Genomic DNA, 11,953 nt, shown 5'->3' with positions numbered 1-11,953 from the left:
CAGCCAACAAATAGTGACAGCTTCGCAAGAGTTGTATGTCGGAAGACAGAACGTGTACCCGATGACGGACCCTAGTAAAAACTACGTCAACGGTGAATGGGTGACCTCGGAGACCGGCGAGACGACCGAGGTGACGAACCCCGCGAATCCGAGCGAAGTGGTCGCGGCGTATCAGCACTCGAACGAGAACGACGCCGCGGCGGCCGTTGACGCCGCCGTCGCGGCGGAAGACGAGTGGCGAAACACGCCCGGCCCCGAGCGCGGGCGCATCCTCCGCGAGGCGGGGACGCTCCTCGCCCAGCGGAAGGACGAACTGACGGAGATTCTCATCGCCGAGGAGGGGAAGGCGCGGCCCGAAGCGGCGGGCGAGGTACAGCGCGCCATCGACATCTTCCACTACTTCTCGTCGAAGGCGGCCGACCTCGGCGGTACGAAGAAGGGTGCGAGCGGGCCGAACACGAACCTCTACACGCGGCAGGAGCCGGTGGGTGTCGCGGCGCTCATCACGCCGTGGAACTACCCGATTGCGATTCCGGCGTGGAAGCTCGCCCCGGCGCTCGCCGCCGGCAACACCGTCGTCCTCAAGCCCGCCTCCATCGCGCCCGGCGTCGTCATCGAAATCGCCCGCGCGCTCGACGAGGCCGGCCTCCCGGACGGCGTCCTCAACGTCGTCACCGGACCCGGTAGCTCGGTCGGCAGCGAGTTCATCGGCAACGAGGGCACGGACCTCGTCTCCTTCACCGGCAGCAGTCAAGTCGGTGAGATGGTGTACGAGCAGGCCACAGACGCCGGCAAGCGCGTCCAGACCGAACTCGGCGGGAAGAACCCGACGCTCGTCGCGGACTCCGCGGACCCCGCCGAAGCCGCCGACATCGTCGCCAACGGCGGGTTCGGAACCACCGGCCAGTCGTGTACGGCCTGTTCCCGTGCCATCGTCCACGAGGACGTGTACGACGACTTCGTGGCCGAGCTCGTCGACCGCGCGGAGTCCCTCGACGTCGGCCCCGGTACCGACCACGAGATGGGTCCGCAGGTCAGCGAGTCCGAACTCTCCTCGACGCTCGAATACATCGACATCGCCGAGGCCGAGGGCGCGACGCTCGTCGCCGGCGGCGGCGTCCCCGAGGGCGAGGCAGTCGAGACGGGTCATTTCGTCGAGCCGACGGTGTTCACCGACGTGGACCCCGACATGCGCATCGCACAGGAGGAGGTCTTCGGCCCGGTCGTCGCCGTCATCGAAGTGAGTGACTTCGACGAGGGGCTGGCGGTCGCGAACGACGTCGACTACGGCCTGTCGGCCAGTATCGTCACCGACGACCACACCGAGGCGAACCGCTTCGTCGACGAGGTCGAAGCCGGCGTGGTGAAGGTCAACGACAAGACGACCGGCCTCGAACTCCACGTCCCCTTCGGCGGGTTCAAGCGCTCCTCGTCCGAGACGTGGCGCGAGCAGGGCGACGCCGGTCTCGACTTCTACACCATCGAAAAGACCGTCTACGACAGCTACTGAGCGTCCCACCCGGTCACCGACGGCGACCGTCTGCCATCACCTCGTTATTTTGCTCCCTCCTCTCCTCTCCTCTCTTCCTTCGTGTCCCACCCCCGCCGATGCTGTCGTTCCGGCTCGACACCTTCCTATTCTCTATATCAGAATAGCATGGACAGAACTATTGTCGTGAAAATTACAAGCGTACTCGTGTAATCATCTATCGTCATCGTCCGTCGGGAACTACGTTAATACGGTCCTGCGTCGATGATTCGTGCGGGGCTGCTGCTGTTCCGAGATAGCGAACGAGGGGCGTCAGTAGTTGATGTTGAGTTCGACGACGTTCGCCGCGCTCAGGACGCGTTCGGGAAGCGCCCCGTGGAGGTCTTCGTCGCTGACGCGGCTAGCCGGAGCGGAGACGCTGATGGCTCCGAGCACTTCGCCGGAAGACGATTTGATGGGTGCGGCGAGACAGCGCAGGCCTTCGAGACGCTCGCCGTCGTCGATGGCGTAGCCTCGCTCGCGAACTCCTTCGAGCACCTGAAACAGCTCTTGCCGCGTGCCGATGCTCTTCGGCGTCTTCTGTTCGAGCCCGTGACGCTCGATTATCTCGTCCACCCGCGACTCCGGGAGGTTCGCGAGAATCGCCTTCCCGAGGGCCGTCGTGTGCAGGTGCGTCCGAAGGCCCGCGTAGGTGTCGAGGTCCACGGCGTCGTCGCCTTTCGCTCGCATCAGGTAGACGCCCATCCCCTGTTCTTCGACGAGGAGGTTGGCGAGTTCGCCCGTGTCGGCGGCGAGCGATTTGACCTCTGGCTCGGCGACCTGATATACTTCCATCGACTTCCGACTGTGGCCGCCGACTTCGAGAAACTTCAACCCGACGCGGTAGTCGTCGCCGTCCTTGAGGACGTACCCGTGTTTCTGGAGCGTCGTCAGGTGGTTGTGGACCGCGCTCTTTCCCATGTCGAGGTCGCCGGCCAGTTCCGTGACCCCGCAGGGTCCTTTCTGCATCAACTCCTCGACCAGTGCCAGCGTCTTCTCGGTGGTTCGAACCGGGTGTTTGGCGTCCATGATTATTCGTTATCAAGTATCTGAATAAGTGTTCTGGTCGGGAGAACGGTGGTGCGGTGAACGCGGACGTTTCTCTAGAGGCTCCCCGGTCTGGGTGCTCCGGTCGACCGCCTCCCGTTGTCACCCGTCTCTCGAAACGGGGGTTCATCACGTCACTACTGTCTGTCCACCAACTACTCTCCCGAGTATAATTCTCTCATACCACAATATTACTTGTGGTCAATTGTCGGTCTCACCTCATTTCACGATTGTCTCTCGTCACTTGTTCTCTGCCCTTTCTCGGACGAAACAATTCCCGGTGCTGTTCGAATCTTCCGTAACCACCGGGTTGAGGTTCTGTCAGTCCTTGCCGGTGTCTATTTTTGTGCCTGCGTGCGCTGTTTTCGTCTCGGATATGTGGCCGCGACTAGCGGACGCAGATGCCGTCTCATGCTGTAATCGTGTGTCTAATGGACATTTTCGAATCGGTTTGCCCCCATTGTTCAGTTCCACGGCCCTCGTTCGTCGTGACCCGTAGTCGAGGACGAACGGTTGGCTCCGCGGTGGTGACTCGGTAGTGGAGAGGGCAGTCGGCGGAGCCGACGTTTCGAGGCCCGCTCAGGGGGTCAGTCGTCCGCCGTGCCCGTCTGACTCGCGCCGTCCGGTCGCTCGTCCGTGACTTCGTAGAGCGCGTTCGTCACCGTTCCGTGTTCGGAAGCGTGCGGACGACCGGGGGAGTCGTCGTAGCCGTAGTCGAAGATGCGGTTCCGGTTGAGACTGAGCTTCGTGAACTCCGGTCGGAGCAGGTCGAACAGGTCGAACCGCGATTGGAGTTCGGGGAACTGCGCTTGATAGTCGAGAATCGCGCGTCGCGCGTGCGTCCAGAACTCCCGTTCGGGGTATGACTCGTGTTCTTCGAGCACGTCGGCGACGTACCGGAGGACGCAGACGAACAGCCCGGAGAAGATAAACTGACAGAGCCCTTCGGGCGGCTCTTTCCGAAGCACGTCGTGCACGTCGTCGGGGAGCGATTCCAACTCCGGGAGCGACTGGTCGCTCACGTTCACGTCGTCCGCGAAGTCCTTGACCGCGAGTCGCGTGGGGACGCCGTCTTCGACGACGAGGATGGTGTTTTGGCCGTGCGGGGAGAACACCGTTCCGTAGCGATAGAGGAAGTGCAACAGCGGCGGCAAGACGGTGTCGAAGAACTCGCCCAGCCACTCGTCGAGGCTGAGCCCCGACCGCTCGACCAGCCGCGAGACGAAGGGCTCGCCCGCGCCGTCGACGTGCATCAGCGACGAGAGCGTAATCGCCCGTTCGTCGTCTTCGAGGAACGTGTAGATGGACTCCCGCCAGACCGCGCCCAGCAGTTCGTGGTACTGGTACGGCGACCCGTCGATGTCGGTGAAGTCCGCGTGGTCGTAGTTGAGCCCCGCAATCTCGCCGGGGAGAATCAACCCCTGTTCTTGGAGGAAGTCGTCTCGCTCGTAGATGCCTTTGATGTACTCCGTGACCGTCGGCGCGAGTTCGGTCCGCTCGCCGGGAAGCCCCCGCCAGACGAGCGTGTTGAGAATCCGCATCGGAACCTTCACGTGGTGTTTCTCGGCGTCGTCGACGTTGACGAAGGTCCGGACCGACTGTTGCGGGAGGTACTCGTCCGGCCCGTCACCGAGCGGGACGATATCGCCGGCCGCGATGTGGTCGGGAAACAGCGGGACGACGGTGTGTTCCCACTGCCAGTCGTGCACCGGCATGAAGAAGTAGGCGTCCGGGTCGTACCCCTTCGCGTCGAGACGGCTTCGGAAGCGCTCGTAGTGATCACCGAGTTCGCCGCTGACGAGCGAGTCGTGGTCGACCGCCTCGGTCCCGACGAACGTCGCGTGTTCCTTGCGGACCGCCACCCACGAGAGCGTCACCGGCGCTTTGCGCTCGGGCGCGTACCGCTTGTAGTCGTCGTAGCCCCAGCCGAGTCGCCCCTTGTTGTACGTAATCCACGGGTGGCCCTCCATCTCGCCTTCGAGGCGGGCGTAGTCGAGGTCCGTCGGGTCGAAGTCCTCCCGGTCCCGCTTTCGCGACTCGATGTGGGCGTCCGCGAGCAGCGTCCGCTTGTACTCGCGGACGAGGTTCCCTTCGGTCAGGCCGTCGAGGTCGGTCGTCTCTCCGAGGTCGCGAAGCAGTCGAAGGGGGTCGCGGAGCGACTCCCACGTCCCGTCGGCCCGCCGCTCGACCGTGTCGCCGTAGACGTGGAGGCTGTCCATCAGCCGGTCGGCGGCCTCGAACCGGTAGCTCACCTCGCCGAGGTCGAACCGGTAGCCGTGGCGGTCGTCGCCGGCGTCGACCTTCCGCGGCTCGATTATCTCCTCGTAGGCGAACTCTTCGAGCATCTTCGTCAGGAGGCGGCGTTCGACCGTCTCCCAGACGTCTGCGTCCAGTGCGTCCCGTAGCGTGGTGTCGTTCGGATTCATCGGTATCGTTAGTCGTCCTGCGTCGGCGTGGGTGGTGTCTCGCCTCCCTCGGCGCGGGAAGCGTTCGGTGCGTGGTCGAGGAACTGCGCCACCGAGAAGTCCTGAAAGACGGTGTCGACGTCGTCGGGATACACCTCGCGGCCGACGAGTCGGTTGACGAACTTCGCGTTCCGGTAGCACCCGAGCCCGAGGTCCGGAACTCCGACGCCGTGGGTGTGGACCTCGGCGTTCTGGAGGAACACGTCACCCGGCGCGTCGACCGCGAGCCGGTGGTCTTCGGTCACGCCGAACCGGTCCTGTTCGTCCCAGTCGATGGCGTCTTCCAGCGGTTCGAGGAACGCTGGAATCGGTCGCTCGTAGCCCGTCCCGAGAATCACGACCTCGCTCTCGTGGACGAACGACTCCTCGGCCTGCCACTGGTGACAGTCGAGGGCGTACGCGTCGTTGACGGCCTCGATGTCGCGGACTTCGGTCATCGCAAACAGCCCCACGTCGGGGTCGCGGCCACCGACAGAGCGCCGGTAGAGCAGGTCGTAAATCTCGGCGCTCGTCTCCGGGTCGATGCCCTTGTACAGTAGGTCCTGATTCGGGATGAGGTCGTCTTTCACCGCCTGCGGCAGGTCGTAGACGTACCGCTCGTACTCGGGGGTGAAGTGCTGGAGGCCGAGCTTCGAGTACTCCATGGGGAAAAACCCGTCAGAGCGAGTCAGCCAATCGAGCCGGTAGCCGTGGTCGGGCTGGCGCTCCAGGAGGTCCTGAAACACCTCGGCGGCGCTCTGCCCGGACCCGACGACGGTGACCGTGTCCGCCTCCACGACGCGCTCGCGGGAACCACGATACCGCGCCGTGTGGAACACGTCTTCGGTCGGGTGTCCACGGAGGTGTTCGGGAACATGCGGCCGGGAGCCGATGCCGAGCGCGAGGTTCTCGGCGCGATACTCGAAGCGGTCGCCGGTGTCCGGATTCCGCGCGGTGACCGCGTACCACTCCTCGCGGTCGTCCCAGCGAACCTCGGTCACTTCGCGTTCGAACCGGCAGGCGTCGAGTCGGTCGACCACCCACCGGAGGTAGTCGTTGTACTCCCGCCGGGGAATCTGGAACGTCTCGTAGAAGTAGAACTCGTAGATGCGGCCGGTCTCCCGCAGGTAGTTGAGGTAGCTGTGGGGGTTCGTCGGGTCGGCCAGCGTCACGAGGTCCGCGAGGAACGGGACTTCGAGGGTCGTCCCCTCGATGAGCATCCCTTCGTGCCACGCGAACTCGGCGTCCCGTTCGAGGAACGCCGCGTCCACGTCCTCGGGCGCGCCGTCGAGCAGGGCCGCCAGCCCGAGATTGAACGGGCCGAGACCGATTCCGACCACGTCGTGGACGCGGGGCTCGCTCATCGGCCCACCTCCGTCTCCGCATTCTCGGCCACCGTGTCGAAGAACCGGTCGCGCTCGCAGTGCATCAGCAGGGCCTCCTTGTCCGGGAGGTCGATGCGTCGCTGCGGCTCGTAGCCGCATCGCTCGAAGACGTGGATGACCCGCTCGTTTCGCACGTCCGGTTCGCTGACGACGCGAGTCGCGTCGGTCGCGCGGAACTGAAACGCCGTAATCGCCCGCAAGAGCGGTATCGAGTAGCCGTGTCCGAGATACTCCGGCGGCCCGATGAGCAGGTGGACCCCGCGGTCTTCGGGGGCGGCGTCGTAGCAGTCTGCGACCACGTCGTCGGCCGCGCGGTACGTCTCCCAGTAGCTCATCGGCGTGTGATCGAGCAGGCCGACGTACGGGGTGAGATGGTCATCGGTCAGCTTCTCGTCGAGTTTCGCCCGAAACGCCGGCTTCGGAAGGTCGAGTTGCCAGTACGGCTTCACGTGGTCCGAGCCGAGCCACGCGTGGAGGCGGTCGCCGTCCAGCGCCGGGTCGACTTCCGCGAAGGCGATGGTCCGGTCGATGGACTCGTCGCGGACGCGGTAGGCGTACTCGCGGCCCGCGTCGGCAGTCGCCGCGTTCGCGGTCGCGGTCGCCGGTGCGTCGGTCATGGCGCTGGCACCTCCAGTTCCGTGACGAGCGGGTTGTCGATGTCGGCGTACACCGACTGGTTCGCCAGCGACCCCTCCAGTTCGTCCATGTCGTGGAACCGCGTGAGCAGGTTCGCCTTGCACGGAATCGTCGGGTTGGTGAGGAGGTCGTCGAGCAGCGACGACGACGGCCGGTCGTACCGACGAAGCGATTCGAGTTCGTCGCGGAGGACGCTCAGGAGGCGTCGCTCGTCCACCAGTCCGGCCGTCCCGAAGGCGTTGACGAGGCCGAAGACGTTGTTGATGACGACGTAGTACCGGATGCGCTCGTCGGCGACGGCGTCCGGACAGACCGTGTCGGCGCGCTCGCCGATGCCGGGCAGGAGCGCGTCCACCTCGTCGTACATCGACTCGGGGAGGTAGTAGCCCTGATTGTCGCGGTAGCGGAACGTCTCGGGATAGCCGCCGTCGAGGGTCAGCACGCTGTTCTGCTGGTGGGCTTCGACGCCTAGCCCGCGTTCGAGATAGAGCCACAACACCGGCCGCACCGACAGTTCGAGATACTGTCTGAACCAGTCTTCTGCGACCGCCGGAGTGGCCCGTCCCTCGTGGTCGGCGATGCCCTCCACGAGCGTCGCCAGCCGCGACGACCCGTCTCCGAGGTGGTCCTGACAGAGGCCGACCACGGGCGTCGCGTTCGCCGCCGCGTTGCCGCGGAAGGGGTTCTCGCGCAGGACCGTCTCGAAGCCGGACTCGCCGTCGTCGAGGTCGACCGTCAGATACGCCGGGTCGCGGACGATGTCGAACGCCGGGAAGCGGGATTCGAGGTCGCCGCCGAGTTCGGTGTCCAGCAGTTCCGTGATGGCGACGCCGCGCTCCAGTTCCGGGCGCTTGTTCGTCCGCTCGGAGTTGGTGATTTTGACGTTCAGCGACCCCTTGACCATGAACGGCGCGTCCGGGGCGTACAGCGTCCGCACCGACGAGGTGGGGTAGAACTCCCGGCCGACTTGGCCGACGTATTCGAGGCCGTCGCCGAGGTGCGCCCGCACCTCGGGTTGCGAGCGGAGGTAGTCCGCCTGCCACGGGTGGACGGGAAGCAACACCTCGTCGCCCTCGACGTGTTCGGTGACGAACGACTCGGGGACCGAGTCGTCCGCGCGGAGGGCCGACTTGACCCACTCGGCCGCCGACTCCTCGCGAGTGGAGTCCTGCGAGACGAACTCGGGGTCGGCGCTGAAGTACGCGAGCGGGAACGACCCCCGGAGTTCGGGCGCGTAGCTCCGCGACTCGTGGGCCGGGATTCCCTGTCTGCTCTTCGGCGTCGGGTGGAGCGGGTGGCCGAAGACGAGCGACTGTTCGGCGTCGCGGAAGGTGGTGTCGAAGCCGTACAGTCGCTCCTCGTCGCCGCGCCGGGCCTCGACGAACCGCTCGATGTTCTGGCAGCTCTTGACGACCCGCAGGAGCAGTTCGTCGGCCGCGCCGGTGTCGTCGCGGTCGAGTCTGAGTTCGGTCGTGACGAGGGTCACGAGCACCGTGTAGTCGAGGGGAAGCGTCTCGCCGTGAGGGAGTCGGTAGACGCCGGGCAGGTCGAACTGGTGGCGACCCGTCGGCGAGCGGTACGAAAGCGGGACGTAGAGGTCCACGCCCTGCTGAGAGAGCGGCGCGTGGACGACTACCTCGGCGTCCGCCTCGACCGGCACGTCCCCGGCTGGGACGACGGCGTAGTCGCCGGTCTCCCGGAGGTAGCAGTTCAGGAAGCTGTGTATCGTCGCTGACTCGGCTGTGTCGTTCGGATTCATGCGTATCGGTCGTCGGTCGTCGGTTCGAGAGCGGTTCCGCGGGCCGAAATCTCGCGCAGGAGGTCTCGGAGGTCCTCGCGCGTCGTTCGGGGGTTCAGGAGCGTCAGCTTCAGGCACGTCTCGCCGTCGACGGTGGTGCGGGCCACCACGGCCTCGCCGTCGTCGAGGAGGGAGTCGCGGATGGCCTCGTTCAGGTCGTCGGCGCTCGAACCGCCGGCCGGGTCGTCCCCCTGCTCCCGGTCGGGGACGTACCGGAAGACGACGACGTTCAGGTCGGAGTCGTGGACGAGCCGCAGGTCGGGGTCGGCCGCGACGAGCCTCGCGGCGTCGTCGGCGAGGTCGATGGTGTACTCGACCATCGACGCCAACCCCTCGCGGCCGAGCGCCTGCATCGTCACGAAGGGTTTGAGCGCGTCGAACCGCCGGGTGGTCTGGACCGACTTCGAGACGAGGTTCGGCACGCCCGCGTCGTCGTCGCGCTCCGGGTTCAGATAGGCTGCGTTGCGGTCGATGAGGTCGTACGCCGACGCGTCGCGGACGAGCACCGCGCCGCAGCTAATCGGCTGGTAGAACAGCTTGTGGAAGTCCACTGCGACGGAGTCCGCGGCCTCGATACCGGCGAGTTTGTCGGCGTGGTCGTCGCTCAGGGCGAGCGCGCCGCCCCACGCGGCGTCGACGTGGTACCAGCAGTCGAGCTCGGCCGCGCGGTCGGCCAGCGGGCCTAACGGGTCGATGCTGCCGAAGTCCGTCGTCCCCGCGGTGGCGACGATTGCGAACGGGCGTTTGCCGCGCTCGCGGAGGGACGCCACCGTCTCGTCGAACGCCGCCATCGACAGGCGGCGGTCGTCGTCGGTCGGGACGGTGACGACGGCGTTCTCACCGAGGCCGAGGTGCGAAGCGGCCTGCGTGGCGGTGAAGTGGGCGTCGGCCGAACAGAGGATACGCAGGTCCCGCGCCTCCGGCGGCAGCCCCTCGCGCTGGACGTCGACGCCGTACTCCTCCAAAACGACCTTGTTGCGGGCGAGGAGCAGGCCGACGAAGTTCGACTGCGTGCCGCCGCTCGTGAACACGCCGTCGCCGTCTTCGTAGCCGAACAGGTCGCACAACTCCCCGACGAACCGCCGTTCGAGCTGCGTCGCGGCGGGGCTCTGGTCCCACGAGTCCATCGACTGGTTCGTCGCCGTCAGGAGCACCTCGGCCGCGAGCGCCGGAATCGTCGGCGGACACTGGAGGTGCGCGATGCAGGTCGGGTCGGAGACGCCGACCGAGTTTCGCAGAATCGGCTCGGTACGGTCGAGCGCCGCGGCCACGCCGTCGCCCTCGTGGGGCAGCATCTCGAACCGAGCGAGCGCGTCGTCGAGTTCTTCGGGCGTCGCCCCCGAGTACGGCGTCGCCTCCGCGGCGAACTCGTCGAGGACGAGGTCGCACGCCCGCCGCATCGCGTCGCGGTAGCGCGCCCGGTCGTCGTCGTCGCCGCTCAGGAACCACTTCGCGGCGTCCGGTCGCGGGTCGCGGCGCTCGCCGACGCCGTCGACATCGCCGACGCCGTTCATGCGGCGACCTCCCGGCGGCCGTCGGCGTCGACGTCCTCGATTGCGGCTTCCACGGCGTCCGCGAAGATGCTCCCGATGGCGTCCACGTCGCTCGGACTGACGACGAGCGGCGGGAGGAACCGGACGACGCTCCCGTGGCGGCCGCCGAGTTCGACGATGAGACCGCGGTCGAAACACGCCTCGCGGACGGCGTCAGCGAGGTCCGGATGCGCCGGGTAGCGCCCGCAGGCGTCGGGTTCACCCGCGGGGTCGACGAGTTCGACGCCGAGCATCAGCCCGCGACCGCGCACGTCTCCGACGGCGTCGTGGGCGCGCTCGGTCGCGTCGAGGTGACCACGGAGCCGCTCGCCCATGCGCGCGGCGTGGTCGTCGAGGTCGTGTTCGAGCACATGCTCGATGGTGGCGATGCCGGCGGCCATCGCCAGCTGGTTCCCCCGGAAGGTGCCGGCGTGCGCGCCCGGTTCCCAGACGTCGAGCGACTCGTCGTAGACGACGACCGAAAGCGGGAGCGACCCGCCGATGGCCTTCGAGAGCGTGACCGCGTCCGGGACGATGTCGGCGTGCTCGAAGGCGTACAGCTCGCCGGTCCGGCCGAGACCGGTCTGAATCTCGTCGACGACCAGCGGGATGTCGCGCTCGCGGGTCATCCGCCGAATCTCGCGGGTCCAGTCGTCGGGCGCGGGAATCGCGCCGCCCTCGCCCTGCACGAGTTCGACCACCATCCCCGCGGGCTCGGTGATGCCGCTTTCGGGGTCGTCGAGCGTGCGTTCGACGTACCGGGCGGCGAGTTCGTGGCACTCGTCGCCGCCGACGCCGAACGGACACCGATACTCGTACGGATACGGAAGGTGGTGTACGTCGGGCATCAGGCCGGGCACGTCCTCCTTCGGGTCGGTGTCGCCCATCAGGCTCAGCGCGCCGTTGGTCATGCCGTGGTAGCCGCCCTGGAACCCGAGAACGCTCCGGTTGCCCGTCGCGGTTTTGACGAGTTTGAGCGCGGCCTCGACGGCGTCGGTCCCGGCGGGGCTACAAAACTGCACCCGCGCGCTGTCAGCGAACTCGTCGGGGAGGCTGTCGAACAGCGTGTCGACGAACCGCTCTTTGACGGGCGTCGTGATGTCGAGGGTGTGGAGCGGGCGGTCCTCCGCGAGGACGCGTTCCATCGCCTCGACCACTCTCGGGTGGTTGTGTCCGAGCGCGAGCGTGCCGGCCCCCGCGAGGCAGTCGTAGTACTCCTCGCCGTCCATGTCGGTGACGGTGACGCCCGAGGCCTCCCGTATCGCGTGCGGGAGGTGCCGAGGATAGGTCCGCGCGCTCGACTCGCGGGCGGCCTGCTGTTCGAGCAACGCCTCGTTGCCGGCTGTCGGGTCGGTCATCGCGCTTCCCTCCGTTGATTCGTCGTCAGTCTATCGCTGTCGAGCATGCATTATTTAGGCCGGCCTAAAAACACAAAAGGTTTACTGCAATCAGATTTTCAGTGAAAATTTCGGGACAGCGCAACCGCTCGTCGGCCGCGACGGCCGACTCGCGGCGACCGGTCCCACGGTCCAGTTGGGTGCTCTTTCGACGGACGAGGCCGGTGGTCGGTCGCGTGCCGGGGT

General features: G+C 66.5%; 8 protein-coding genes. 1 reads left to right on the top strand and 7 read right to left on the bottom strand.

Translation table 11 applies throughout. The features are described 5' to 3' along the window. Nucleotides 1–61: 61 nt before the first annotated feature. The gene (gene xacF / locus ACSR87_RS15635; protein ID WP_115861463.1) at nucleotides 62–1,510 is read left to right on the top strand and encodes a 2,5-dioxovalerate dehydrogenase; all 1,449 of its coding nucleotides are present in this window, start codon (nucleotides 62–64) and stop codon (nucleotides 1,508–1,510) included. A 291-nt stretch (nucleotides 1,511–1,801) separates the two neighbouring features. Here xacF and xacR read toward each other — a convergent pair whose 3' ends face one another. The 7 genes from xacR to ACSR87_RS15600 all read right to left on the bottom strand — a co-directional run bounded on the left by xacR (nucleotide 1,802) and on the right by ACSR87_RS15600 (nucleotide 11,728). Further along, a complete protein-coding gene (gene xacR / locus ACSR87_RS15630; protein ID WP_367996855.1) occupies nucleotides 1,802–2,557 on the bottom strand; it encodes an HTH-type transcriptional regulator XacR in 756 nt (251 codons plus the stop codon). 605 nt (nucleotides 2,558–3,162) lie between these two features. Next, nucleotides 3,163–5,001 carry an IucA/IucC family protein gene (locus ACSR87_RS15625; RefSeq protein WP_498531179.1) on the bottom strand — a complete coding sequence of 613 codons (1,839 nt, stop codon included), beginning with the start codon at nucleotides 4,999–5,001 and terminating at the stop codon, nucleotides 3,163–3,165. 8 nt (nucleotides 5,002–5,009) lie between these two features. Continuing rightward, nucleotides 5,010–6,383, bottom strand: a complete 1,374-nt coding sequence (locus tag ACSR87_RS15620) for a lysine N(6)-hydroxylase/L-ornithine N(5)-oxygenase family protein (protein ID WP_498531178.1) — start codon at nucleotides 6,381–6,383, stop codon at nucleotides 5,010–5,012. After that, nucleotides 6,380–7,021, bottom strand: a complete 642-nt coding sequence (locus tag ACSR87_RS15615; RefSeq protein WP_498531177.1) for a GNAT family N-acetyltransferase — start codon at nucleotides 7,019–7,021, stop codon at nucleotides 6,380–6,382. The genes ACSR87_RS15620 and ACSR87_RS15615 overlap by 4 nt, the downstream gene beginning before the upstream one ends. Next, nucleotides 7,018–8,799, bottom strand: coding sequence for an IucA/IucC family protein (locus ACSR87_RS15610; RefSeq protein ID WP_498531176.1), 1,782 nt, complete (start codon nucleotides 8,797–8,799; stop codon nucleotides 7,018–7,020). Before ACSR87_RS15610 ends, ACSR87_RS15615 begins: the two co-directional genes overlap by 4 nt. Then, nucleotides 8,796–10,352, bottom strand: coding sequence for a pyridoxal phosphate-dependent decarboxylase family protein (locus ACSR87_RS15605; protein WP_498531175.1), 1,557 nt, complete (start codon nucleotides 10,350–10,352; stop codon nucleotides 8,796–8,798). The genes ACSR87_RS15610 and ACSR87_RS15605 overlap by 4 nt, the downstream gene beginning before the upstream one ends. Further along, nucleotides 10,349–11,728, bottom strand: coding sequence for a diaminobutyrate--2-oxoglutarate transaminase (locus ACSR87_RS15600; RefSeq protein WP_498531174.1), 1,380 nt, complete (start codon nucleotides 11,726–11,728; stop codon nucleotides 10,349–10,351). Before ACSR87_RS15600 ends, ACSR87_RS15605 begins: the two co-directional genes overlap by 4 nt. Between the last annotated feature and the right edge of the window lie 225 nt (nucleotides 11,729–11,953).

It is taken from the genome of Haloferax sp. SDI50 (assembly GCF_059802635.1).
Note: the sequence above shows the minus strand (reverse complement) of the source record. Positions and strands in the feature narration are given on the sequence as shown.